Consider the following 25,770-nt stretch of genomic DNA (forward strand, 5'->3'; position numbering starts at 1 on the left):
GGACAGTTAAATGCAAAATAGCACAACCGAATTTTTGAAACCTCGTCAAATTGATGTAGATACTTTGTCTGCTACACGTGCAAAAGTTTCAATGCAGCCGTTTGAACGTGGTTTTGGTCACACTTTAGGTAATGCTTTGCGTCGTATCTTACTGTCATCCATGAATGGTTTTGCACCGACTGAAGTAGCTATTACCGGTGTGTTGCATGAATATTCTACCGTTGACGGTGTTCAAGAAGATGTCGTAGACATTTTGTTGAACATCAAAGGTATCGTATTTAAGTTGCACAGTCGTAGCCAAGTTCAGTTGACTTTGAAAAAATCAGGTGCCGGTGCAGTTGTTGCTGGGGACATTGAATTGCCACATGATGTGGAAATTTTAAATCCTGAACACGTGATTTGCCACTTGTCCAATAACGGCCAAGTTGAAATGGAAATCAAAGTTGAGCAAGGCCGTGGTTATCAATCCGTTTCAGGGCGTCGTGTTGTACGCGATGAAAGCAAACAGATTGGTGCGATTCAGTTGGATGCGAGTTTTTCGCCCATCAGCCGTGTTAGCTTTGAAGTTGAACCTGCACGCGTAGAGCAACGTACCGACTTGGATAAATTGGTTTTGGATATTGAAACCGATGGTTCTATTGAGCCGGAAGAAGCCGTACGCAGTGCCGCACGTATTTTAATTGACCAAATGTCTATCTTTGCTGATTTGCAAGGTACATCGGTTGAAGAGGTTGAAGAAAAAGCACCTCCAATCGATCCTATCTTGTTACGTCCGGTGGATGATTTGGAATTAACTGTACGTTCAGCTAATTGTCTGAAAGCTGAAGATATTTATTATATTGGCGATTTGATTCAACGTACTGAAACCGAGCTTCTCAAAACTCCCAATTTGGGCCGTAAATCTTTGAATGAAATCAAAGAAGTGTTAGCCTCTAAAGGCCTGACATTAGGTTCAAAATTAGAAGCTTGGCCGCCTGTAGGCTTAGAAAAGCCGTAAGTTTGAAGATTAAAGGATAATGACATGCGTCATCGTAATGGTAACCGCAAATTAAACCGTACCAGCAGCCACCGCGCTGCGATGCTGCGCAATATGGCAAATTCTTTGTTGACTCACGAAACTATCGTGACCACTTTGCCTAAGGCAAAAGAATTGCGCCGCGTGGTAGAGCCCTTGATTACTTTGGGTAAAAAACCTTCTTTGGCAAACCGTCGTTTGGCATTTGACCGTACTCGTGATCGCGATGTAGTGGTTAAATTGTTTGACGAATTGGGTTCACGTTTTGCTGCTCGCAACGGCGGCTATGTTCGTGTACTGAAATACGGTTTCCGTAAAGGTGACAATGCGCCTTTGGCGTTGGTAGAATTGGTTGATAAAGCAGCTGAATAATCAATTTAAAATTAAACACACCATCTATTTATTTAAATAGATGGTGTGTTTAATTTTAGGGGCTGACAGATTAGCCCTAAACACCACACCAAATTCGCAGAATTTTTAACTGCTATTTTGGTGTGCCAAAATTAAAACGAACACACATTCTTTCAAGAATAAGGGAAAAGATTTACGGTCAATTCCGTTGTATTTTCTCAGAACACGTTTTGCTTGGTTCCGGAAATTCTCAATGCCGTTAATGTGGTTTTGACGCTCTGCAAAAATCTGTGAATGATTGATGCGATGATGAATAAATTCGCTCACATCAAGCACATCACAGCTTTTGTAACAGTCCGTATAAACAATACTATCAGGCATGATTTTTCTTTTAATAACAGGTAGTAAAGTATCTTGTTTGGTGTTTTCAACCACAACAGTATAGACCTTACCATTGCGTTTTAAAATACCAAAAACAGCCGCTTTACCGGCTGCACCACGACCGCGTTTACCCTTGCGTTGTCCGCCAAAATAGCTTTCGTCCAGCTCAATAGAGCTGTCAAAAACTTCGTCTGCTTGAAGTGCTGAATGGCAGGCAATCACTTGACGGATTTTTCGGTAAAACAACATAGCACAATTAGGTTGAATACCGAGTATATCCGCTGCTGAACGAGCAGTAACTTCTAACACAAAAAACTGAAGCAACTTTCGCTGTGTAGATTTACTGTGTTGTAATGGGTTATCTTCATTTTTTCAGTGTAACCTAACTGCTAATCTACGTCAGCCCCTAATTTTAAATACTGTTCGGGTTATTTTGATGCTTAAATTGGCTTTGAAATATTTTTCAGGCAGCCTGAGACTTTTATACTCCCCCCCCCCCCCCCCAAAAAAAAAACCTCTAAATTCCCCTAAACCGAATTTAGAAAATTTTCCATGGGCAGCTTTTTCCAAGAAACCGCCCAAACCATCATTGCCATCAACGGCATTGACCGCTTCACACTGCTCAAAATCAACCAAATCATCGATTGGCAATCCATCCATACCTATCTTCAGCAACAAAAAAAACCACTGCATTCCCGACCGACGCGGCTGTCCGACCTATTCCTACCCCCCCATGTTCAAAGCCGTCCTGAACGGACAGTGGCACAGCCTCGCCGCCCCCGAACTCGAACACAGCCTGATTACCCATATCGTCCCCAACCTCTTCTGCGGCTTCGACGAACCGGACATTCCCGGCCACAGCACACTCTGCCGCTGCCGGTTGGCGCAGGACCAAACTTTGCCTTATCCGTCAGAACTGATTAACCGACAGCTCACCGACAAAGACTTAAAAGTAGAAAAAGCCGCCGCAATTATCGACGCCGCCATCATCCAAACCGCCGGCGGCAAACAACGTCAGACTATTGAAACCGATGAGAAGGTATCACCGACGAAACCTCCCCCGGCAAAGACAAAGACGCCCGTCGGATAAAAAAGACTGCAAATTCAAACCAGCTGTAAACAACACACCGATACCGGCCAACTGCATGTCAGCCCCGCCAACGAACACGAGTGCCGCCACTTCGACGGCACAGCCGAATACACCGCCGTATATGCCGGCAAAGGCTGCAATGCTTAAACAACAAAAAAACTTTCAGACGGCATCATGCGGAAAGCCCGCCGTGGCCGCCCCTTAACAGACGAAGACAAACAACGCAACCGATACTTATCAAATACCCGTTATGTGGCGGAACAGGGTTTCGGTACATTGCACCGTAAGTTCCGCTGCCATAGGGCAACATATTTCGGCTTACGGAAAGCGAATGCGTAAAATCATTTGAAAGTGATGTATTTGAATTTGCTCAAAACGGCAAACAAACTCAGCCTCATTGCGCCTGTTGCTGAAAAAGGAGCACCCGGGAAATCGGGCGCTTGGGTGACAGGATTCGGAAACTTAGGGAAATCTGTGTGTTTGGAGGAGAAATAAAGGTGACTTGATAATTCAAGTAACCTTTATTGTTTGGGAAAGAGAGTTTTGCACAGGCCCCAGGCCGTCTGAAAAAAAGTTATTCAGACGGCCTTTACCTTCTTTATATCTATTTAGGTAAATAACATTACATACCTGGGAACATCCCTTTCATGCCCTTCATGCTTTTGGCCATTTTCATCAGCTTTGATATGCCGTTGCCGCTGAACATTTTCATCATTTGCTGAGATTGCTCGAATTGCTTCAGCATTTTGTTCACTTCCTGCACATTGGTACCGGCGCCGGCAGCGATGCGGCGTTTGCGACTGGCTTTGATTAAAGCAGGGTTGGCGCGTTCTTTCGGGGTCATCGAGTTAATGATGGCCTCGACTTTGCCCATGGCTTTTTCGGCAGTACCTTCAGGGATTTGCTTGGAGATTTGGCCAAGTTCGCCCGGCATTTTCGACATCAGGTTTTCCAAGCCCCCCATGTTGCGCATTTGCTGGATTTGTTCTTTAAAGTCATTCAGGTCAAAGCCTTTGCCTTTTTGGATTTTCTTCGCCATTTTGGCGGCGGCGGCTTCATCGATGCCGCGTTGAACGTCTTCAATCAGGCTCAATACGTCGCCCATGCCCAAAATGCGGCTGGCGATGCGATCTGGGTGGAAAGGCTCTAAGCCGGTGACTTTTTCGCCGATACCGATAAATTTAATCGGTTTGCCAGTAACGTGGCGCACAGACAAAGCCGCACCGCCGCGCGCATCACCATCCATTTTGGTCAGAATCACACCGGTGAGCGGTAAGGCTTCATTAAAGGCTTGGGCAGTGTTCACCGCATCTTGGCCAAGCATGGAGTCGATGACAAACAGCGTCTCCACCGGATTCACAGCTACATGAAGCGCTTTGATTTCTTTCATCATTTCTTCATCAATGGCCAAACGACCGGCGGTATCGACCATCAACACATCATAGAAATGCTTTTTGGCATAGTCCACAGCCAATTGAGCAATATCAACCGGCTTTTGACTGATGTCGGAAGGGAAGAAATCCACGCCGACTTGTTCGGCCAATAAGCGTAATTGTTCAATCGCAGCAGGGCGGTATACGTCGGCAGATACCACCAGAATCTTTTTCTTATGCTCGGTTTTCAATAAGCGCGATAATTTGCCGACGGTCGTGGTTTTGCCTGCGCCCTGCAAACCGGCCATCAATACCACGGCAGGCGGGGCAACAGATAAATCCAGCGAAGTATTTTCCTTACCCATCAATTCAACCAGGGCATCGTTTACCACGCCGATAAATGCTTGGTCGGGTGTCAGGCTGCCGGCTACTTCTTGGCCGATTGCTTTTTCTTTGACGTTGTTGATGAATTCTTTGACGACCGGCAAGGCAACATCGGCTTCTAATAAAGCCAGTCGAACTTCACGCAAAGCTTCTTTAATATTGTCTTCGGTTAAGTTTGCATGGCCGCGGATGTTTTTCAAAACGCTGCTGAAGCGGTCGGTTAAGTTGTCTAACATGCTTATCCTTGATAATGAGAATAGCTGCCCACAAGAGGGCATTATTTGATAAAATAAAATCGGTCTTATTTTACACCATCGTACGCGGTTATGAATATGCGTACAGAGAAAGTTTGTTATGCCGATAATTTTGATTTGCCTGATGCTGGTGTATGCCGGATTGTCGGGTTTTGTGTGGATGCGTCATAAAAAACACCGTGATCAGGCGTATCCTGTCCATGCTGAATTAATGGTATTGGGCGTGGCGTTGCTGGTACATGGTGCAGCTTTGTTGCTGCCGGTAATCAGGGATCAAGTATTGATTACGGGGTTCGGCTATTCCATCAGCCTGATTGTGTGGTTGATGCTGATAATGTATTGCTTCGGCAGCTTCTTTTATTGTTTGCGCGGATTGCAATTGCTGTTATATCCGTGTGCGGCGCTGTCTTTATTATTGGGCATGATTTTCCCGGGGAAATTCATCGGTTATGAAATCAGCGATGTACCGTTTATGCTGCATGTGGGCACATCATTACTGGCATACGGCTTATTCGGGATTGTTACGCTGTTTGCCGTATTGATTCTGCTTTTAAACCGAAGCCTGCATAAGCGTAAAATGTCTTCATTGGTAACATTTCTACCGCCGTTGCTGAGTTTAGAAAAACTGATGTTCCGTGGCATGTTGGTCGGCTTTGTTTTGTTGACTTATTCTGTGATCAGCGGAACATTCTTCGCTGAAAGCGTATTCGGCAAGCCGATCACCTTTACCCATAAAACCATATTCGGCATTTCATCGTGGCTGATTTACGGTGGCTTATTGCTCAAACACAGTATGATGGCATGGCGCGGTAAAAAAGCGGCAATTTGGACGATTATCGGTTTCAGCAGTTTGGTTCTGGCTTACGCCGGTAGTAAGTTTGTTTTGGAAATCATCTTGGCGCAATAAACAAAATGGAAAAGAGCTGCTATAAAAAACAGCTCTTTTATTGGGATATTGCGTTTATTGGGATATTGCGTTGGTATTGTCAGTCTCTTCTATTTTTATGACCTTTGCTATCTTGGCTTTTTTAAGTCGGCTGAAAATGAATTCATCGCGACCGTGGTCTAAATGTAATAGATGGTTAATAAATGCGCAAGTATTATTTTGAATGATTTGTCACTACTAAAGTATTAAATAGAAATACATTTTTGGTTGTAGTATATGTATATAGTGAACAAGGCCGTCTGAATCTTTCAGACGGCCTTTATTGCAAGGATGAGGTTGGGGATTGGGATTTAAGGTTTTGAAGATTTATGTCATTTGTTTGGAACTAAATCCGGTTGTAAAACAGGTGGTTGGCGGTTTGGGTTAAAATTTATTGAGGGTATGGGTTGACGGGTATCGGGGCGAGGAGTATAGTTCGGTTCTTCGCTGCTTCGGCGGTGAAGAACCGAACTGACAATTATAGCACGGTTGATTTGGATTTTCGATAGATTTTGAAAAAAAAGAGTTGACAAGCAGTTTAGGTGTTATATAATTCGGTTTTTGCTCTTTAACAAACAGATTACCGATAAGTGTGAGTGCGACAAGCCTCACACTGTTGAAAAAGACAGACAAGACAAATGTTTAAAACATTGACTTGTCAGTTTCTTTGAAGCAGACCAGAAGTTAAAAAGTTAGAGATTAAACATAAGAGTTTGATCCTGGCTCAGATTGAACGCTGGCGGCATGCTTTACACATGCAAGTCGGACGGCAGCACAGAGAAGCTTGCTTCTTGGGTGGCGAGTGGCGAACGGGTGAGTAACATATTGGAACGTACCGAGTAATGGGGGATAACTAATCGAAAGATTAGCTAATACCGCATACGCTCTGAGGAGGAAAGCAGGGGACCTTCGGGCCTTGCGTTATTCGAGCGGCCAATATCTGATTAGCTAGTTGGTGGGGTAAAGGCCTACCAAGGCGACGATCAGTAGCGGGTCTGAGAGGATGATCCGCCACACTGGGACTGAGACACGGCCCAGACTCCTACGGGAGGCAGCAGTGGGGAATTTTGGACAATGGGCGCAAGCCTGATCCAGCCATGCCGCGTGTCTGAAGAAGGCCTTCGGGTTGTAAAGGACTTTTGTCAGGGAAGAAAAGGTTTGTGTTAATACCATAAACTTATGACGGTACCTGAAGAATAAGCACCGGCTAACTACGTGCCAGCAGCCGCGGTAATACGTAGGGTGCGAGCGTTAATCGGAATTACTGGGCGTAAAGCGAGCGCAGACGGTTAGTTAAGCAAGATGTGAAATCCCCGGGCTCAACCTGGGAACTGCGTTTTGAACTGGCTGACTAGAGTGTGTCAGAGGGGGGTAGAATTCCACGTGTAGCAGTGAAATGCGTAGAGATGTGGAGGAATACCGATGGCGAAGGCAGCCCCCTGGGATAACACTGACGTTCATGCTCGAAAGCGTGGGTAGCAAACAGGATTAGATACCCTGGTAGTCCACGCCCTAAACGATGTCAATTAGCTGTTGGGCAACTTGATTGCTTAGTAGCGTAGCTAACGCGTGAAATTGACCGCCTGGGGAGTACGGTCGCAAGATTAAAACTCAAAGGAATTGACGGGGACCCGCACAAGCGGTGGATGATGTGGATTAATTCGATGCAACGCGAAGAACCTTACCTGGTCTTGACATGTACGGAATCCTTCAGAGACGGAGGAGTGCCTTCGGGAACCGTAACACAGGTGCTGCATGGCTGTCGTCAGCTCGTGTCGTGAGATGTTGGGTTAAGTCCCGCAACGAGCGCAACCCTTGTCATTAGTTGCCATCATTAAGTTGGGCACTCTAATGAGACTGCCGGTGACAAGCCGGAGGAAGGTGGGGATGACGTCAAGTCCTCATGGCCCTTATGACCAGGGCTTCACACGTCATACAATGGTCGGTACAGAGGGTAGCCAAGCCGCGAGGCGGAGCCAATCTCACAAAACCGATCGTAGTCCGGATTGCACTCTGCAACTCGAGTGCATGAAGTCGGAATCGCTAGTAATCGCAGGTCAGCATACTGCGGTGAATACGTTCCCGGGTCTTGTACACACCGCCCGTCACACCATGGGAGTGGGGGATACCAGAAGTAGGTAGGCTAACCGCAAGGAGGCCGCTTACCACGGTATGCTTCATGACTGGGGTGAAGTCGTAACAAGGTAGCCGTAGGGGAACCTGCGGCTGGATCACCTCCTTTCTAGAGAAGAAGAGGCTTCTCGCATTCACACTTATCGGTAAACTGTAGAAGATGCAGAAGATATTGAGAAAACAAAGTAACGGATCGGCAATAAGGCCTGGTTTGGTGAAACGGTTTCAAAATAACGACCTTGGGTTTGTAGCTCAGCTGGTTAGAGCACACGCTTGATAAGCGTGGGGTCGGAGGTTCAAGTCCTCCCAGACCCACCACAACTCATACTGGGGGCATAGCTCAGTTGGTAGAGCACCTGCTTTGCAAGCAGGGGGTCATCGGTTCGATCCCGTTTGCCTCCACCAAATACTTTCCAAATCAAAGTCAGTTGGCAGAATTTAAATAAAAAAGCGCATAGCGCTGATTTTTTGTTTAATGACTGAAAAAGCTTGACTGCAAGAAGAAGGCTGATATAATGGCCAGCTCATTTTGATTTGCGAAGTCAATAGCAATATTGAAAAGCATCGATCTTTAACAAATTGGAAAGCCGAAATCAACAAACAAAGACAATGTCGGTTTACTTTAACGATTGGCCAGTTGCAAACGGCTAATCGTTACCAAGAAGTAAACCGCAGTATTTGGGTGATGATTGTATCGAGTTGCTCCTGAAACACAAAAGGCAGGAGCGACACACAACAAAGCAGTAAGCTTTATCAAAGTAAACACCTTAAGCCAAGTTACCTAGTCAACGGGAACAAAGCGAAGTCAAAGAGGTTCTTGAAATGATAGAGTCAAGTGAATAAGTGCATCAGGTGGATGCCTTGGCGATGATAGGCGACGAAGGACGTGTAAGCCTGCGAAAAGCGTGGGGGAGCTGGCAATAAAGCTTTGATCCCGCGATATCCGAATGGGGAAACCCACTGCATTCAGTGCAGTATCCTAAGTTGAATACATAGACTTAGAGAAGCGAACCCGGAGAACTGAACCATCTAAGTACCCGGAGGAAAAGAAATCAACCGAGATTCCGCAAGTAGTGGCGAGCGAACGCGGAGGAGCCTGTACGTAATAATTGTTGAGATAGAAGAACAAGCTGGGAAGCTTGACCATAGTGGGTGATAGTCCCGTATTCGAAATTTCATCAATGGTACTAAGCGTACGACAAGTAGGGCGGGACACGAGAAATCCTGTCTGAATATGGGGGGACCATCCTCCAAGGCTAAATACTCATCATCGACCGATAGTGAACCAGTACCGTGAGGGAAAGGCGAAAAGAACCCCGGGAGGGGAGTGAAACAGAACCTGAAACCTGATGCATACAAACAGTGGGAGCGGACTTGTTCCGTGACTGCGTACCTTTTGTATAATGGGTCAACGACTTACATTCAGTAGCGAGCTTAACCGGATAGGGGAGGCGTAGGGAAACCGAGTCTTAATAGGGCGACTAGTTGCTGGGTGTAGACCCGAAACCGAGTGATCTATCCATGGCCAGGATGAAGGTGCGGTAACACGCACTGGAGGTCCGAACCCACGCATGTTGCAAAATGCGGGGATGAGCTGTGGATAGGGGTGAAAGGCTAAACAAACTCGGAGATAGCTGGTTCTCCCCGAAAACTATTTAGGTAGTGCCTCGAGTATGAGACTGATGGGGGTAAAGCACTGTTATGGCTAGGGGGTTATTGCAACTTACCAACCCATGGCAAACTAAGAATACCATCAAGTTGCTCCTCGGGAGACAGACAGCGGGTGCTAACGTCCGTTGTCAAGAGGGAAACAACCCAGACCGCCAGCTAAGGTCCCAAATGATAGATTAAGTGGTAAACGAAGTGGGAAGGCCCAGACAGCCAGGATGTTGGCTTAGAAGCAGCCATCATTTAAAGAAAGCGTAATAGCTCACTGGTCGAGTCGTCCTGCGCGGAAGATGTAACGGGGCTCAAATCTATAACCGAAGCTGCGGATACCGTAAGGTATGGTAGGGGAGCGTTCTGTAGGCCGAAGAAGGTGCATTGTAAAGTGTGCTGGAGGTATCAGAAGTGCGAATGTTGACATGAGTAGCGATAAAGCGGGTGAAAAGCCCGCTCGCCGAAAGCCCAAGGTTTCCTACGCAACGTTCATCGGCGTAGGGTGAGTCGGCCCCTAAGGCGAGGCAGAAATGCGTAGTCGATGGGAAACAGGTTAATATTCCTGTACTTTGATTCAATGCGATGTGGGGACGGAGAAGGTTAGGTTAGCAAACTGTTGGAATAGTTTGTTTAAGCCGGTAGGTGGAAGACTTAGGCAAATCCGGGTCTTCATAACACCGAGAAGTGATGACGAGTGTCTACGGACACGAAGTAACCGATACCACGCTTCCAGGAAAAGCCACTAAGCTTCAGTTGAATCGGAACCGTACCGCAAACCGACACAGGTGGGCAGGATGAGAATTCTAAGGCGCTTGAGAGAACTCGGGAGAAGGAACTCGGCAAATTGATACCGTAACTTCGGGAGAAGGTATGCCCTTCGATGTGAAAGACTTGCTCTGTAAGCATTGGAGGGTCGCAGAGAATAGGTGGCTGCGACTGTTTATTAAAAACACAGCACTCTGCTAACACGAAAGTGGACGTATAGGGTGTGACGCCTGCCCGGTGCTGGAAGGTTAATTGAAGATGTGAGAGCATCGGATCGAAGCCCCAGTAAACGGCGGCCGTAACTATAACGGTCCTAAGGTAGCGAAATTCCTTGTCGGGTAAGTTCCGACCCGCACGAATGGCGTAACGATGGCCACACTGTCTCCTCCCGAGACTCAGCGAAGTTGAAGTGGTTGTGAAGATGCAATCTACCCGCTGCTAGACGGAAAGACCCCGTGAACCTTTACTGTAGCTTTGCATTGGACTTTGAAGTCACTTGTGTAGGATAGGTGGGAGGCTTAGAAGCAGAGACGCCAGTCTCTGTGGAGCCGTCCTTGAAATACCACCCTGGTGTCTTTGAGGTTCTAACCCAGGTCCGTCATCCGGATCGGGGACCGTGCATGGTAGGCAGTTTGACTGGGGCGGTCTCCTCCCAAAGAGTAACGGAGGAGTTCGAAGGTTACCTAGGTCCGGTCGGAAATCGGACTGATAGTGCAATGGCAAAAGGTAGCTTAACTGCGAGACCGACAAGTCGAGCAGGTGCGAAAGCAGGACATAGTGATCCGGTGGTTCTGTATGGAAGGGCCATCGCTCAACGGATAAAAGGTACTCCGGGGATAACAGGCTGATTCCGCCCAAGAGTTCATATCGACGGCGGAGTTTGGCACCTCGATGTCGGCTCATCACATCCTGGGGCTGTAGTCGGTCCCAAGGGTATGGCTGTTCGCCATTTAAAGTGGTACGTGAGCTGGGTTTAAAACGTCGTGAGACAGTTTGGTCCCTATCTGCAGTGGGCGTTGGAAGTTTGACGGGGGCTGCTCCTAGTACGAGAGGACCGGAGTGGACGAACCTCTGGTGTACCGGTTGTGACGCCAGTCGCATCGCCGGGTAGCTAAGTTCGGAAGAGATAAGCGCTGAAAGCATCTAAGCGCGAAACTCGCCTGAAGATGAGACTTCCCTGAGGATTTAATCCTCCTAAAGAGTCGTTCGAGACCAGGACGTTGATAGGTGGGGTGTGGAAGTGCGGTAACGCATGAAGCTAACCCATACTAATTGCTCGTGAGGCTTGACTCTATCATTTGAAGGACTTCAAAGATAAAAGCTTACTGATGATTCAGTCATCACCAAAAGTTGGTTAAACAATAAATAACTGCAGGAAACTGCATAACGGCTTAACAATTTGTACAGTTTAAGTTTGGCGGCCATAGCGAGTTGGTCCCACGCCTTCCCATCCCGAACAGGACCGTGAAACGACTCAGCGCCGATGATAGTGTGGTTCTTCCATGTGAAAGTAGGTCACTGCCAAACACCCATTCCGAAGCCTCCGACTCCTGTCGGAGGCTTCTTTACGTCCGATAGAGGTTAAGCATGATTTAATTGTGTTCCTTTCATTGAATATTCAATTCACTAAATCCTAAAATAGGTTGTGTAGATAAGGCACAAACATTATAATTTTGTTCCTCTTTACGGGAGTAGCTATCCGGATTGTTCGATTTCCGGAGCGGTTGTCAACATAATTGCTTTGGCATGGTAACCGCATCTTCGCTCAAACGAATGACAGGCAAGACGTAAAGCATGGCAATTCCAGTGGGCAATTGTTATGCTTTTATGTTGCCCACGAAACGGTTGAGTATCTATATGGAAGCTTTTTTCTCTTCGACATTGGGTGTGATGATTGCCGAAATCGGTGATAAGACCCAACTGCTCGCATTATTTTTGTCAACCCGATTTTCACAAAAGAATGCCATTGTTTTCGGCGTTTTTGTAGCTACACTATTAAACCATGCATTTTCAGCTGTTATTGGTGTGTGGGTGGCTCAATATATTTCGCCTGAACTGATGAAATGGATCATCGGCTTGAGTTTTGTTGCGGTAGGGTTATGGTTGCTACTGCCGGATAAGGATGAGAATCCGGATAGCCGATGGCTGAAGTATGGTGTTTTTGGGGCAACGGTACTGTTGTTTTTTATAGCGGAAATAGGTGATAAAACGCAAATTGCCACAGTGTTATTGGCGGCGAAATATCAAGAGATGTTTTGGGTAATATGTGGTAGCGTGTTAGGCTTGATGTTGGCAAATGTGCCGGTAATTTATTTAGGGCAGTTGCTAATGAAGAGGATTCCGTCTAAAGCGGTTCATATTTCTGCCTGTATTGTATTTTGTATTTTGGGTGCCGTTACTTTACTGGGTAAGGCATTGCATTGAATTAAGGCCCTTACTTTCGATTTTCAAGTGCAACATCTGTTAACAGAGGTTGGAAGATATTCAAGAATATAGCAAATAAACCTATTCTTCGATACAATTCCACCATGGCCTATTCAGAAGACTTCAAACAACTCGTACTCAAAAAACTCCGTCAAGGATGGACGATTCGCAGAGCCGCAAAAGAATTCGGCATCGCCATCTCCACCATCACGCTTTGGAAACGCCCTCCGGCTCCTCAAACCCCTCCGAAGCAACGGAAAACCCGCAAAATCAGCGCCCAAGCACTGCTCGAAGATGTTGAGCGTTATCCCGATGCCTATTGCTATGAAAGAGCGCAACGCTTTGGCTGTTCCCATACCGCCATACACAAAGCATTAAAGCGATACAACATCAGCTACAAAAAAAGACCAATCGCCACCCGAAAGCCAACAGAGGGCTCAGAAAAAACTTCCTGAAGTTACTGCACCGCTACATCCGCCGTAACCGTCCGGTTGTTTATTTAGACGAGAGCGGATTCAGAACATCCTGTTACCGGCCTTACGCTTATGCGCCAAAAAGCCGGCGTTGTTATGCGCTTCATGATTGGCAGGGACATCATCAGGCCAATGCCGTCGGAGCATTATTTCACGGCAAACTGTTTGCCGTCGGGTTGTTTGATTGCAGTATTGACCGCCGAATATTTGACGCTTGGGTGGAGCGGATTTTGATTCCGGAGCTGCCGCAAAACAGTGTGGTGGTGATGGATAATGCGACGTTTCATAAGGGGAGTGCTTTAACACTTCTGAAGGAGAAAGGCCATACTGTGTTATGGCTTCCGCCCTATAGCCCTGATCTGAATCAGATAGAAAAAAAGTGGGCTTGGATTAAAGGTGTTAGGAATCGGCTGCGAATTACGGATGTGGATTGGCTGTTTCAGGTGTGCATCGATAAATAAGTTTATTTGCTATAAAACACTTGGTGTTTCATAGCCAAGTGTTTTCTTGGACGGTGGTTCAGTTCATCTTGAACCTGCCGGATTTCCTTCCCGCTGATTTTCCTGAAATCCGTCTGTTTTGGGAAGTATTGGCGTATCAGCCCGTTGGTGTTTTCGTTCGTTCCCTTCTCCCAAGAGTGGTACGGGCGGCAAAAATAGGTTTCCGCTTTCAATGCGTTAGCGTTTTTTTTTGTGCCGGTAAAACTCTTTGCCGTTGTCCATTGTAATCGTGTGTACCCTGTCTTTGTGTTTTTTCAATGCGCTGATGACGGCGTTGGCGGTGTCTTCGGCTTTGAAGTCCTTCAACTTGCAGATGATGGTGTAACGGGTAACGCGTTCGGCTAAGGTCGGCAGTGCGCTTTTTTGGTCTTTGCCGATGATGGCGTCGGCTTCCCAGTCGCCGATGCGCGTTCTGTTGTTGACGGTTTTGGGATGGTGTTCGATACCGACGCGGTCGGGAACTTTGCCTCCGGTCCGTGTTTTGCTGCCGTATTTTTTACGGTAGGGTTTGCTGCATATTCTGAGGTGTCGCCATAATGTGCCGCCGTTGTTTCTGTTTTGGTGCAGGTTGCGGTAAACGGTGCTGTGGTGGAGCTTGATTTGGTGGTGTTTTCCGAGGTATCCGCATATTTGCTGCGGGCTGGGTTTTTGACGGATAAGGGTGTTGATCTGTCCGATGTAGTTGTGCGGTCATTTTGTATGGACCGCGCTTTTTCTGTTTGCGTTGGCGGCTTTGCTGTTGTGCCGGGGCGGCGCGATAGTCTTGGTTTTGGCTATGGCGTTTGATTTCGCGGCTGACGGTGCTTTTGTGGCGGCCGGGCGTTTGTACGATTTGTGTGATGGTTTGGTGGCGGTAATGATGCTGGATGTGGTATCGTTCGTCTTGGGTCAGTTGTGTGTAGCGCATTGCAATCTTTCTTGTCAGGAAAGGCAGTAGCTACCGCATACTGACCTTTTCTGTTTTGCAATGTTGCACTTGATAGGCGAATCCGCTACCGTCTGAAAATGTGGGAGATTCTTTTTTAGAATCAAAACTTTGTTGCTATCAATAAACCTTGTCACATTATGGTGCCTCAGGAAAAACCAAATCAGCTTGACGCAAAAGCTGGCAGAGCAGCTGGGTTTAGAAAGAGTATGGCTGTTGCATCGATTGGATCAGGCAACCAGTGGTGTATTGTTGCAGGCACTCAATGTGCAGACGGCTTCAGAATTGGCGCAACAATTTTCCGCCAAAGCCATGCGTAAAACCTATTTGGGGCCCTAAGCGATGCGAAGCCATCTAAAAAGCAGGGTTGGTTAAAGAGGGAATGGAAAAATCGCGCCGTGGCGTATGGAAGTTGACACGAGATATGGCGAATCCGGCCATCACTCAGTTTCATAGTCATGCCTAGCGCCTAATCTACGCTTATTTGAGTGACAACCGCACACCGGTAAAACGCACCAATTGCGTGTTGCCATGAAAAGCTTGGGTAGCCCGATTATTGGCGATGAATTGTATAGTGGAAGACCCGCCGAAAGAATGTTTTTGCACGCTTGGCAGATAGAATTCCAACATCGCAGTGAATATTTTAAAATCACCTCACCCTTAGATGCAATATGGCCGGCCGTCTGAACGCATTTATACCTTATTATCCCCATCGCTTTAACACAGCATTTATGCACTTTACAGATGGCATAGTATAATAGCCGCTCTCATATCCGAATGACTTCACAAACAGCATGAAACCTATTTTTCAAAAACTGATTCTGGCATTGGGCCTGAACACTATTGCCGTGTCGGCGCAAGCTGTCACTTATATTTGTAAGGTAGACGGCGGTATTGTCTTTGCCGAAAAGAAAATCGGCAACCAATGTGAAGAATCCCATATCGATGGTGCTGCTCAGGTACTACCTGAAGAGGCCGCCAAAGCATTACCCGAGAAAGTGGATTTAAAAGAAGCGCCTGGTTCTGCTGCACCTGATGTGAGCGATATTAAAATTTTGCCACAGACTTTCAGCGGCAGTGTAACCAATAGTGCCGAAGCGGCTAATCCACGCATGAATATCAAGCTGCGCAATGGTAATGACACATCAGGCCGTAAAACCGGTGCCGGTGATTTGAAATCAGCCCAAGCACGAGCCGCCGAGCTCAACCGCAAGGCCAAAATCATTCATGTGCCGGTTATTGCCGCTCCGGTTGCCAAACCGCAACTTACCCGCAAGCAGATTCTGCAAAACGAAATCCGCAACGAACAAGCTGCATTGGCGCGTGCGAAAGTGCAATTGAATGTGGCTCGTAAGAAAGGTGATCAAGCCAAAATCAGCCGTCTGAACCAAGCGGTGCGCGATCGTGAGGCGAATATTCGTGCGATTCAGGGTGAAATGAAGCGTTAGTTGATTGAATTCAATAAAAGGCTGTCTGGAACATAATGTTTCAGACAGCCTTTTATTGTGTTTCTAAGCCGGGCGACAGGCAATCATATAATTGGTGTCGGTTGCCTCGCTAATGCTGTATTCTTTGGTCAACAGATTGTATTTCATGCCTTTTGTATCGACAACATCCAAACCGGCTTGGCGACACATGCGCGCCAATTCAGCAGGTGTGATGAATTTTTGCCAGTCATGCGTGCCTTTCGGGACAAAGTTCAGCACATATTCGGCGCCGACAATCAAATGCAGATAAGATTTCGGATTGCGGTTGATGGTGGAAAAAAACACCATGCCGTCGGGCTTGGCCAATTGCGCACAGGCTTTCACAATGGCGGCCGGATCGGGTACATGCTCGAGCATTTCCATGCAGGTGACCACATCAAAGCTGTGTGGTTGTTCCGCGGCTAATTCTTCCACCGGTATGCAGCGGTAAGCAATATTACCAACGTTTTGTTCGGCCGCGTGCACTTCGGCCACTTTCAATGACTTTTCCGCCATGTCGATGCCGGTCACATGCGCGGCACCGAGTTTGGCTATGCTTTCGGCCAAAATGCCGCCACCGCAGCCGACATCCAAAACCTGCTTGCCGCTCAAATGACCTAAGCCGTCGATGTAACCCAAGCGCAGCGGGTTAATATCGTGCAGCGGTTTGAATTCGCTGTTTTTATCCCACCACTTTTCGGCGATTTGGCTGAATTTGGCGATCTCGTTGTCGTCAACATTGCGTTGGGTCTTGGTGGTCATGATCGTTTTCCTGATTGAGCGGAATAAGGATTTTATAACAAAGCAGGGCAGAGCGGTAGGCCGTCTGAAAGCTTCAGCAGCTTCTTTCAGACGGCCTTGATTTCCAGTGCATTCTCCATTTCCAGCCATAGAACACGTTTTTGCGGTGCGCTTAATTTCTTGGTGGCAATTTCTTGTTTGAGTGCGTCGCTTTTACTGAGGCCGTCTGAAAGCACACGCATGGCGACGGGCTTGTGAATGCGGGTATAGCGTGCGCCCTTGCCGGTTTGGTGTGCTTGAAAACGCTCATTCGGACGGTTGGTAATGCCGCAGTAGAGCGATTCGTTTGCGCATAAAATCAAATATACGCACCAATTTTCAGTACTCATGCGGCGTGCTCCGCAAACAGGCTGTTTGAAGCGCAATGGCAGGTATTGCCAAATATGGAATCATCGGCATTTCAGACGGTTTTTTAGCTTGGTTCATATTGGCCTTCACGCGTCCAATGCGTTTTTTGGGCGAACACCAATTTGTTATCGGTAAATTTCACTTTATCCAGCTGCAATGCCCAGACATCGCTTTTCATCGCGCAGGCAGCCGGATGGGTTTGATAAAACAGGGCGGCCGCGGCTTTGCGTTCGGCTTCGTCGGTCAAACATTTGGCCCGCGCTTGAAACTGAATGCCGCTGATTTCGGTGATGCTGTCGGGCTGACCGGAAATAGTGCCTGCAATGTGGTGCTGCACCGCCATATTGCTGCCGTGTTGCGTGGTTTGGGAGGTTAACACAATCAATTGCGCGTTCGGTTCATCGAATACATAAAAACAGCATGCGCTCCATAATTTGCCTGTGTTTGATTGAGTGGCAATGCTGACGACATGGTTACGTTGGAAAAATTCGACTATATTGTGAGGGAAGGCGTTCATACAGATTCCTATCGTTTCAGACGGCCTGAATCGGCCATCGTTGAGTGAAGCGCAAATCATGATACGCCGATATACGTTGAATACTCAATAGGCCGTCTGAACACTACACAATACACGTTGCCCAAATATGCGACAGCGGCATCACCAAAATCAGGCTTGGCAGCATATTAGCCACCGGAAACAATTTAATACCCATAATCCTCAAGCCTGTCATCAGCAGCATTAAGCCGCCGGCGGCGGCAAAATCTGCACGCATATCGGGTGTAGTGAGCGGCACAATCAGCACAGCCAAGAAAAACAGCAAACATTGAAACAGTGTTTGCGGAACGGCGATAAAGGCGACAATCGCGCCTAGGCTGATGGCAAAATCATCGCGGTAAACACGCCTAAAATCGCTTTGATATATAAAATTGACGGATCACTGACCATGCCTTCGTTCATCGCACCGAAAATCTCCATGCCGCTAAAGCAGAACAAAATCACCAGCGGCACATAGTTTCCCAAAAACTTTTCCGCGCTTAAGTCGCCTTTGGGGAGCAGAATTTTATCTACAAGATTTTGGCCGGCGGTAGCAAGTTGCTTAAGCCATTTTTCAATGTCCACCCATTCACCGATAACCAAACCGAGCACCCGAGCAATACTGACTGCGGCAAAATATTTCACCCCGGGAATAGTAATGATGCCTAATCCGATACAAAATAGGCCGAACAAAGTCGGCAGATTGGTGCGCACGCGTTCGGGCAATGCACCGCCGATGCTGAGGCCGATCACGGCACCGTCGATAATCGCCGCGGCATTAACCAAAGGGCCGACGGGTAAACGCATGATGTTTCCTTTAATATCGGGAATAGGGTTTTCCATAAAACAGGCCGTCTGAACATTCAGACGGCACCGTAGTTGTCGCAGTATATTGTAAAGTAGCCTTTGCGATTTGTTGCCGATTCCATCTATTTGAATTCATCTTCGCCCCAGTGCGGTAATTCGGGTACGTCAATGTCAAACATTTCCAAGGCGCGGCCGACGCTATGGGTGACAATGTCGTCCACCGATTGCGGCTGTTGGTAAAATGCAGGCACTGGCGGGAAGATAATGCCGCCCATTTCTGTGACACGCCTCATGTTGTCCAAATGAGCCAGATTCAGCGGAGATTCACGTACCATCAGCACCAATCGACGGCGTTCTTTCAAAACCACATCTGCTGCCCGTGTAAGCAGGTTGTCGTTGTAGCCGTGGGCAATTGCTGCCAGTGAACGCATGGAACAGGGTGCCACCAACATACCGGCGGTGCGGAAAGAGCCGCTGGAAATCGCCGCCCCCAAATTGCCGATGGGGTGGACGACATCCGCCATGGCCATAACCTCTTCTTTAGAATACGGCGTTTCCAGCGCACGCGTCATATCGGCACCTTTGGAAACCACCAAATGCGTTTCGATGTCAGGCAGGTTTTGCAGGTTTTGCAGGGCTTTGTAGCCGTATTGAAAACCGCTTGCGCCGCTGATGCCGATGATAAGCCGCCGTGTCATGGATTGTCTTTCTGTGTCAGGCCGTCTGAAAGCATTATTATAGAATACAAATTGTCTATCCGTAGCAATATCCGATAAAATAGCGCATGATTTGACAAGGTCGTCTGAAAGCGCTGTTTCGACGCCGTTAAAATAAAGGATAACAATATGGCAAAAATGAAAGGCGGTTTGGGCCGCGGTTTAGATTCCCTGATTTCCAATGGTGTGGACAACAGCACCAGCGACCGTCTGACCTCCGTCGCCATCAGCGATATTCAGCCCGGCCGCTATCAGGCGCGTGTGCAGATGGATGACGAAGCGCTGCGGGAATTGGCCGATTCGATTAAAGCCCAAGGCGTGATTCAGCCGGTGATTGTCCGCGAACACGGTTTGTCGCAATACGAATTAATTGCCGGCGAGCGCCGTTGGCGCGCGTCGCAATTGGCCGGATTGACTGAAATTCCGGTGGTGATCAAAACCATCAGCGACGAAACCGCATTGGCCATGGGTTTGATTGAAAACCTGCAACGTGAAAACCTGAATCCGATTGAGGAAGCGCAAGGCCTGAAACGTTTGGTCGATGAGTTCGGTTTAACGCATGAAACCGTGGCCAAGGCTGTCGGCAAAAGCCGCAGCGCGATTTCCAACAGTTTGCGTTTGCTGAGCTTACCTGAGCCGGTGCAGGATATGCTCTACCAACGCCGCTTGGAAATGGGGCATGCGCGCGCATTATTGACATTGTCCGTGGTCGAGCAATTGGAATTGGCGCAGAAAGCAGTGAAAAACGGTTGGTCAGTGCGCGAAGTCGAGCGCCGTAGCCAACTGGCGCATCAAAGCAAAGAAGCCGGGTCGAAGAAAATCATCAGCCCTGATGTACAGCGTATGAATGACATATTGACCGAGCGCTTGGGCGTGAATGCCGAAATCAAAACTACTAATCAGAAAAAAGGCAAAATCGTGTTGCATTTCGACACGCCGGAAACATTGGAATATCTGTTGAAACAATTGGGTATTCAATACGATGCATAACCTTTATTTTATTTAGGCGGAATGCCAAAAATTTAAGTAAAACTGTTTCATTTGCACAAAAATTTGAAGTTTAAGGCCGTCTGAAAATTTCAGACGGCCTTATTAAAATCTGATTGAAATCAAAGGGATTATTTTGAAATTGAGACATGGGAATATGGTGGGCGTTCATAAATTATTGTATTTCAAGATTAATAAGCATGTAACAGTATGTAATTTGTGTTAAAATCCCCGCAGAATTGCAGTTGTTAAACAAAGAAACTTTTTCTTAAATTGCAATATCCCCAAATAATAATGTTTCACAAAGCTTAACAATCGCTTGACGACATAGCACTTCTTGATTATAGTAGCCTCGCTTTGGTATTGTGGCTCAACCGCCTTAAAAATATGAAGCAGATTTTAGTTTTACAAGTGATTGTCTTATTTGCGGTTTCTGTCTTAAGTGTAATAATTGTAGGCAAAAGCGGTTTTTGGTCGGCTTTAGCCGGCGGAATCACGTATCTCATCCCTTCATCTATTGCAGTTTTACTTTTAAAGCTTGTTAAAAATAATTCTTACCTGCAAAGCAGGATGTTTATTTTTGGAGAAGTTTTAAAAGTAGTGCTGTCGCTGGTGTTGATGCTGATTGTATTTGCAATTTGGCATGAATCACTGGTTTTCCTTCCGTTTTTCTTCGGATTGCTCGGCGTCAGCCATTTGGTTTTTTTGTATTATTTGAGAGTTAAAGACTATGGCAGGTGAATCTATGACCGCTGCCGACTATATCAAGCACCACTTGCAAAGCTTGACCAGTCTGCAGGACGTAACTCAGGGCCAAGGCCTGAAAAATATCGCCGATTTTTCGTTCGTTAATATCGATGCGGTTTTCTTTGCCGTATTGATGGGCGTAATCGGCAGTTTCCTACTGTGGAGCGGTGCGCGTAAAGCCACCGCAGGCGTTCCCGGACGCTTTCAGGCCGCAGTCGAAATCCTGTATGAATTTGTTGACGATATGTGCAAAAGCATTATCCACAACGAGCAGTCGCGCAAAATCGTAGCACCAATGGGCTTGACCCTGTTTGTCTGGATTTTCCTGATGAACGCCATGGATATGCTGCCTGTCGATTTGCTGCCGTGGGTATGGCAACACCTCACCGGTAACCACCATGCGCTGCTGCGTGTCGTGCCGACTGCCGATTTGAATACCACGCTGGCACTGGCCATCGGTGTATTGCTGGTGTGTATCTACTATAACATCAAAATCAAAGGCTTCGGCGGTTGGTTCCACGAGCTGTTCAGCGCCCCTTTCGGTCCGAAACTCGCTCCGGCAAACTTCCTGCTGAATATCGTTGAATTTTTGTCAAAAACCGTATCCCACGGTATGCGGTTGTTTGGTAATATGTACGCAGGCGAATTGGTATTCCTGCTGATTGCCTTGCTCGGCGGCGCTTGGGCGGTATCGGGCAGTGTCGGTCTGATGGATCCGATTTTGTTTGGCGTACATCTGGTTGCAGGTTTGGTGTGGGCGATTTTCCATATCTTGGTAATTACCCTGCAGGCATTTATCTTCATGGCGCTGGCGTTTGTCTATATCGGTCAGGCACATGATGCACACTGATTTAAAATTTTCTCAGTAGTTTTTTTAACGTAGTTTTAACCTTTGTTATTTTTAAGGAGTTTGAAAATGGGTGGTTTGATTGCAATCGCTTGTGGTTTGATCGTTGCTTTCGGTGCGCTGGGTGCAGCGATCGGTATCGGCTTGGTAGGTTCTAAATATCTGGAATCTTCAGCCCGTCAGCCTGAACTGATCGGTCCTCTGCAAACTAAATTGTTCCTGATTGCCGGTCTGATCGATGCGGCATTCCTGATCGGCGTGGCCATTGCTCTGTTGTTCGCTTTCGTTAATCCGTTTGCAGGTGCGTAATCCGGACAGGACACTGTTTCGATACAGACGGTTTGCCGTCTGTCTGATTAACCCTAATACGAAGGTTAAGTAAAGTGAATATTAATGCAACCTTATTTGCGCAATTAATCGTCTTTTTAGGCTTGGTGGTTTTTACAATCAAATTTGTATGGCCTCCGATTGCCAAAGCATTAGACGAGCGCGCCTCCAAAATTGCAGAAGGTTTGGCTGCGGCCGAACGCGGTAAAAGCGATTTTGAACAGGCAGAAAAGAAAGTTGCAGAACTCTTGGCCGAAGGGCGCAATCAAGTTGCCGAAATGGTAGCTAATGCGGAAAAACGAGCTGCAAAAATCGTAGAAGAAGCCAAAGAACAGGCTTCTGTCGAAGCAGCACGTATCTCAGCTCAAGCAAAAGCCGATGTTGAGCAGGAAATAAACCGTGCGCGCGAATCTTTGCGCGAACAGGTGGCTGCATTGGCCGTTAAAGGTGCAGAGTCGATTCTGCGTGTTGAAGTGGATTCACAAAAACACGCCCAATTGCTCAGCACGCTGAAACAGGAGCTGTAAATCTTATGGCAGAGTTCGCAACGATTGCCAGACCGTATGCGAAAGCATTGTTCGGACTGGCACAGGAAAAAGACCAGATTGAGTCTTGGTTGGGCGGACTACAACAGCTGGCATCAGTTATGCATGACCAAAAAGTCGTTTCTTTGGTCGAGCAGCCTGAAGTAGTTGCTTCCGAAAAAGCAAAAATATTGGTTGATTTGGTGGGTTTGACTGATGGTGCGCTTACAAATTTTGTAACCGTGCTGGCAGAACAAAAACGCCTCCAAGTTTTACCGGAAGTTTACGCACAGTACCAAGACTTAGCTTTGGCACTCAACAACACCAAATCCGCAGTCATTTACAGCGCATACGAGCTGACCGAGGCGCAAACCGCCGAACTGACTGCATTGTTGAAACAGTATTTCAACAGTGATTTGGAAGTAAAAACTGAAGTAGCGCCTGAATTGATCGGCGGTATCAAGGTAGAAGTGGGTGACCAAGTCTTGGATTTGTCGGTGCAGGCAAAATTAAACGCTCTGTACACGACTATGACGAATTAGGAGAGTTTTCATGCAGCTTAATCCTGCTGAAATTAGCGATTTGATTAAAGCCAAAATCGAAAATCTGTCTGTAAATGCTGAAGTACGTACACGTGGTACGGTTATTTCTGTTACCGACGGTATCGTACGTATTCACGGCTTGTCAGACGCAATGCAAGGTGAGATGCTCGAATTCCCAGGCAACACTTTCGGTTTGGCCATGAACTTGGAGCGTGACTCCGTGGGCGCCGTGGTGTTGGGTGAATACGAACACATCAAAGAAGGCGATACAGTAACCTGTACCGGCCGTATTTTGGAAGTGCCGGTAGGCCGTGAGCTGGTTGGTCGTGTGGTAGATGCATTGGGTCGTCCGATTGACGGCAAAGGCCCGATTAATGCCGCCAAAACTGCACCAATCGAAAAAATTGCTCCGGGCGTAATTGCCCGTAAATCGGTTGACCAACCGATGCAGACCGGTGTAAAAGCAATCGACTCTATGGTTCCCGTAGGCCGTGGTCAGCGTGAGCTGATTATTGGTGACCGTCAAACCGGTAAAACCGCCGTAGCTTTGGATGCGATTGTTAACCAAAAAGGTACCGGTGTTATCTGTATCTATGTTGCCGTCGGCCAAAAAGCATCTTCCATTGCCAACGTAGTACGTAAATTGGAAGAACACGGTGCAATGGAGCACACCATTGTCGTAGCAGCGACTGCTTCAGAAGCAGCTGCACTGCAATACATCGCCCCTTACTCCGGCTGTACCATGGGTGAATTCTTCCGTGACAGCGGCGAAGATGCATTGATCGTTTACGACGACTTGTCCAAACAAGCCGTAGCATACCGTCAAATTTCTCTGCTGCTGCGCCGTCCACCGGGCCGTGAAGCATATCCGGGCGACGTATTCTACCTGCACTCCCGTTTGCTGGAACGTGCAGCCCGCATTAGCGAAGCTGAAGTAGAAAAACTGACCAACGGCGAAGTAAAAGGTAAAACCGGTTCATTGACCGCATTGCCGATTATTGAAACGCAAGCCGGCGACGTGTCTGCATTCGTACCGACCAACGTTATTTCGATTACAGACGGCCAGATTTTCTTGGAAACCGACCTGTTCAACTCCGGTATCCGTCCTGCAATCAACGCCGGTATCTCCGTATCCCGTGTGGGTGGTGCAGCACAGACCAAAGTAATCAAAAAACTGGGCGGCGGTATCCGTCTGGCATTGGCACAATACCGTGAATTGGCTGCATTCTCGCAATTTGCTTCCGATTTGGACGAAGCGACCCGCAAACAGCTGCAACACGGTGAAGTGGTAACCGAATTGATGAAACAAAAACAATTCAGCACACTGAATACCGCTGAAATGGCACTGACGCTGTGGGCCATCAATAACGGTTCATACGCAGACGTACCGGTATCGAAAGCATTGGCTTTTGAAGCGGAATTCTTGAGCCACGTGCGTACCCAACTGCCGCAAGTATTGGAAGCCGTTAATGCTTCAGGTGCAATGTCCGATGAAAACGAACAGGCACTGACCGAAGCCATGAAATCTTTCAAATCAGCTTACGCTTATCAGGCTTAAGATTCGTAACGAAAGGAGTCTGAAATGGCAGTAGGAAAAGAGATTCTCACCAAAATTCGCAGTGTTCAGAATACCCAAAAGATCACTAAAGCGATGCAGATGGTGTCTACCTCTAAAATGCGGAAGACTCAGGAACGGATGCGCCTGGCGCGTCCGTACGCCGAAAAAGTGCGGACGGTAATGAGCCATTTGGCACAAACTGAAACCGATCACGGCATTAAATTGTTGGAACCGCATCGCGAAGTACGCCGTGCCGGTTTCATCTTGATGACAACTGATAAAGGTTTGTGCGGTGGTTTGAATGCCAACGTATTGAAGAAATTTTTGGCGCAAGTTCAAGAGTATCAGGAGCAGGACATTGAAGTTGATGTCGTGTGCCTGGGTAGTAAAGGGTTGGCTGCTTGCCAAAGCATCGGTTTGAATGTGATTGCCAGTGCAGTGAATTTGGGCGATACGCCTAAAATGGAATTGTTGCTGGGTCCGTTGACCGAAATTTTCCAACGCTACGAAAAACATCAATTAGATGTGATTCACTTGGTGTATTCCGGTTTTGTGAATACAATGCGCCAAGAGCCGCGTATGGAAGTATTGCTGCCTATCGGTCAAAACGAGATTGAACAAGTCAATCCCGATTCTCAATATGGTTGGGAATACCGTTATGAGCCGAACCCTGTCGCTGTATTGGAATATCTGGTTCGCCGCTATTTAGAATCTGTGGTTTATCAAGCATTGGCTGATAACATGGCATCTGAACAAGCCGCGCGTATGGTAGCGATGAAAGCAGCTACCGACAACGCAGGCAATGCCATCAAAGAGCTGCGCTTGGTGTACAACAAATCGCGTCAAGCTGCGATTACCACGGAATTGTCAGAAATTGTTGCAGGTGCAGCGGCTGTTTAGGCCGTCTGAAACT

Annotated in this window: 19 protein-coding genes, 2 tRNA genes, 3 rRNA genes and 6 pseudogenes; 22 read left to right on the forward strand and 8 right to left on the reverse strand. The window is 47.4% G+C overall.

Annotated elements, in window-relative coordinates; genetic code table 11:
- Positions 1-10: 10 nt before the first annotated feature.
- Complete coding sequence (locus H4O27_RS00770; RefSeq protein WP_165010554.1) at positions 11-997, forward strand: DNA-directed RNA polymerase subunit alpha; 987 nt, start codon at positions 11-13, stop codon at positions 995-997.
- A 24-nt stretch (positions 998-1,021) separates the two neighbouring features.
- On the forward strand, positions 1,022-1,387 hold the full coding sequence (gene rplQ, locus H4O27_RS00775; protein ID WP_165010552.1) for a 50S ribosomal protein L17: 366 nt from the start codon (positions 1,022-1,024) through the stop codon (positions 1,385-1,387).
- A gap of 112 nt (positions 1,388-1,499) precedes the next feature.
- Here rplQ and H4O27_RS00780 read toward each other — a convergent pair.
- A pseudogene (locus H4O27_RS00780) lies at positions 1,500-2,071 on the reverse strand (IS1595 family transposase).
- A gap of 228 nt (positions 2,072-2,299) precedes the next feature.
- Between H4O27_RS00780 and H4O27_RS00785 the strand changes: the two are divergent.
- Positions 2,300-3,251: pseudogene (locus H4O27_RS00785) on the forward strand (transposase); the annotation flags it as partial.
- 208 nt (positions 3,252-3,459) lie between these two features.
- Here H4O27_RS00785 and ffh read toward each other — a convergent pair.
- Complete coding sequence (ffh, locus tag H4O27_RS00790; protein WP_165010550.1) at positions 3,460-4,830, reverse strand: signal recognition particle protein; 1,371 nt, start codon at positions 4,828-4,830, stop codon at positions 3,460-3,462.
- 118 nt (positions 4,831-4,948) lie between these two features.
- Between ffh and H4O27_RS00795 the strand changes: the two genes are divergently transcribed.
- From H4O27_RS00795 to H4O27_RS13485, 9 genes are all read left to right on the forward strand, one after another.
- Positions 4,949-5,755, forward strand: coding sequence for a cytochrome C assembly family protein (locus tag H4O27_RS00795; protein WP_165010548.1), 807 nt, complete (start codon positions 4,949-4,951; stop codon positions 5,753-5,755).
- A 719-nt stretch (positions 5,756-6,474) separates the two neighbouring features.
- Positions 6,475-8,015 (forward strand): 16S ribosomal RNA (locus H4O27_RS00800).
- Positions 8,016-8,147: 132 nt separating this feature from the next.
- A tRNA-Ile gene (locus H4O27_RS00805) sits at positions 8,148-8,224 on the forward strand.
- 11 nt (positions 8,225-8,235) lie between these two features.
- Positions 8,236-8,311, forward strand: a tRNA-Ala gene (locus H4O27_RS00810).
- 424 nt (positions 8,312-8,735) lie between these two features.
- Positions 8,736-11,623, forward strand: a 23S ribosomal RNA gene (locus tag H4O27_RS00815).
- A gap of 120 nt (positions 11,624-11,743) precedes the next feature.
- Positions 11,744-11,857: ribosomal RNA gene (rrf, locus tag H4O27_RS00820) — 5S ribosomal RNA — on the forward strand.
- The 16S, 23S and 5S rRNA genes sit together here with 2 tRNA genes alongside, the layout of an rRNA operon.
- A 330-nt stretch (positions 11,858-12,187) precedes the next feature.
- Positions 12,188-12,754 (forward strand): TMEM165/GDT1 family protein, encoded by a 567-nt coding sequence (locus H4O27_RS00825; protein ID WP_165011150.1) that lies wholly within the window; start codon positions 12,188-12,190, stop codon positions 12,752-12,754.
- A 104-nt stretch (positions 12,755-12,858) separates the two neighbouring features.
- Complete coding sequence (locus H4O27_RS00830; RefSeq protein WP_193004297.1) at positions 12,859-13,209, forward strand: IS630 transposase-related protein; 351 nt, start codon at positions 12,859-12,861, stop codon at positions 13,207-13,209.
- Positions 13,137-13,688 (forward strand): IS630 family transposase, encoded by a 552-nt coding sequence (locus H4O27_RS13485; protein WP_226883466.1) that lies wholly within the window; start codon positions 13,137-13,139, stop codon positions 13,686-13,688. Before H4O27_RS00830 ends, H4O27_RS13485 begins: the two co-directional genes overlap by 73 nt.
- A 9-nt stretch (positions 13,689-13,697) precedes the next feature.
- On the opposite strand, the pseudogene H4O27_RS00840 reads toward H4O27_RS13485, so the two are convergent.
- Positions 13,698-14,634 (reverse strand): annotated as a pseudogene (locus H4O27_RS00840) (IS30 family transposase).
- A gap of 158 nt (positions 14,635-14,792) precedes the next feature.
- Here H4O27_RS00840 and H4O27_RS00845 point away from each other — a divergent pair.
- Positions 14,793-15,339 (forward strand): annotated as a pseudogene (locus H4O27_RS00845) (TIGR01621 family pseudouridine synthase).
- Positions 15,340-15,446: 107 nt separating this feature from the next.
- Entirely contained in the window at positions 15,447-16,100 is a 654-nt protein-coding gene (locus H4O27_RS00850; RefSeq protein WP_165010992.1) for a hypothetical protein, read from the forward strand.
- 63 nt (positions 16,101-16,163) lie between these two features.
- On the opposite strand, the gene ubiG is transcribed toward H4O27_RS00850, so the two are convergent.
- The 5 genes and pseudogenes from ubiG to H4O27_RS00875 all read right to left on the reverse strand — a co-directional run.
- Positions 16,164-16,880, reverse strand: coding sequence for a bifunctional 2-polyprenyl-6-hydroxyphenol methylase/3-demethylubiquinol 3-O-methyltransferase UbiG (gene ubiG / locus H4O27_RS00855; protein ID WP_165010990.1), 717 nt, complete (start codon positions 16,878-16,880; stop codon positions 16,164-16,166).
- Positions 16,881-16,966: 86 nt separating this feature from the next.
- Complete coding sequence (locus H4O27_RS00860) at positions 16,967-17,248, reverse strand: GIY-YIG nuclease family protein (RefSeq protein ID WP_165010988.1); 282 nt, start codon at positions 17,246-17,248, stop codon at positions 16,967-16,969.
- Positions 17,249-17,331: 83 nt separating this feature from the next.
- Positions 17,332-17,784 carry a PNPOx family protein gene (locus H4O27_RS00865; protein WP_165010986.1) on the reverse strand — a complete coding sequence of 151 codons (453 nt, stop codon included), beginning with the start codon at positions 17,782-17,784 and terminating at the stop codon, positions 17,332-17,334.
- 103 nt (positions 17,785-17,887) lie between these two features.
- Positions 17,888-18,645, reverse strand: a pseudogene (locus H4O27_RS13265) (DUF554 domain-containing protein).
- Positions 18,646-18,731: 86 nt separating this feature from the next.
- Positions 18,732-19,319: pseudogene (locus tag H4O27_RS00875) on the reverse strand (UbiX family flavin prenyltransferase); the annotation flags it as partial.
- A gap of 135 nt (positions 19,320-19,454) precedes the next feature.
- Between H4O27_RS00875 and H4O27_RS00880 the strand changes: the two are divergent.
- The 8 genes from H4O27_RS00880 (at position 19,455) to atpG (ending at position 25,757) form a co-directional block, all read left to right on the forward strand.
- Positions 19,455-20,315 carry a ParB/RepB/Spo0J family partition protein gene (locus H4O27_RS00880; RefSeq protein WP_165010982.1) on the forward strand — a complete coding sequence of 287 codons (861 nt, stop codon included), beginning with the start codon at positions 19,455-19,457 and terminating at the stop codon, positions 20,313-20,315.
- Between the two features lie 384 nt (positions 20,316-20,699).
- On the forward strand, positions 20,700-21,053 hold the full coding sequence (locus tag H4O27_RS00885; protein ID WP_165010995.1) for an ATP synthase subunit I: 354 nt from the start codon (positions 20,700-20,702) through the stop codon (positions 21,051-21,053).
- Positions 21,043-21,909 carry a F0F1 ATP synthase subunit A gene (gene atpB, locus H4O27_RS00890; protein ID WP_165010980.1) on the forward strand — a complete coding sequence of 289 codons (867 nt, stop codon included), beginning with the start codon at positions 21,043-21,045 and terminating at the stop codon, positions 21,907-21,909. Before H4O27_RS00885 ends, atpB begins: the two co-directional genes overlap by 11 nt.
- 66 nt (positions 21,910-21,975) lie before the next feature.
- The gene (atpE, locus tag H4O27_RS00895; RefSeq protein WP_165010978.1) at positions 21,976-22,215 is read left to right on the forward strand and encodes a F0F1 ATP synthase subunit C; all 240 of its coding nucleotides are present in this window, start codon (positions 21,976-21,978) and stop codon (positions 22,213-22,215) included.
- Positions 22,216-22,289: 74 nt separating this feature from the next.
- A complete protein-coding gene (locus H4O27_RS00900; protein WP_165010976.1) occupies positions 22,290-22,760 on the forward strand; it encodes a F0F1 ATP synthase subunit B in 471 nt (156 codons plus the stop codon).
- Between the two features lie 5 nt (positions 22,761-22,765).
- On the forward strand, positions 22,766-23,299 hold the full coding sequence (locus H4O27_RS00905) for a F0F1 ATP synthase subunit delta (protein ID WP_165010974.1): 534 nt from the start codon (positions 22,766-22,768) through the stop codon (positions 23,297-23,299).
- A 10-nt stretch (positions 23,300-23,309) separates the two neighbouring features.
- Positions 23,310-24,857, forward strand: coding sequence for a F0F1 ATP synthase subunit alpha (gene atpA, locus H4O27_RS00910; RefSeq protein ID WP_165010972.1), 1,548 nt, complete (start codon positions 23,310-23,312; stop codon positions 24,855-24,857).
- 24 nt (positions 24,858-24,881) lie between these two features.
- A complete protein-coding gene (gene atpG / locus H4O27_RS00915) occupies positions 24,882-25,757 on the forward strand; it encodes a F0F1 ATP synthase subunit gamma (RefSeq protein WP_165010970.1) in 876 nt (291 codons plus the stop codon).
- Positions 25,758-25,770: the final 13 nt, after the last annotated feature.

The organism is Neisseria yangbaofengii (genome assembly GCF_014898075.1).
GTDB lineage: Bacteria > Pseudomonadota > Gammaproteobacteria > Burkholderiales > Neisseriaceae > Neisseria > Neisseria yangbaofengii.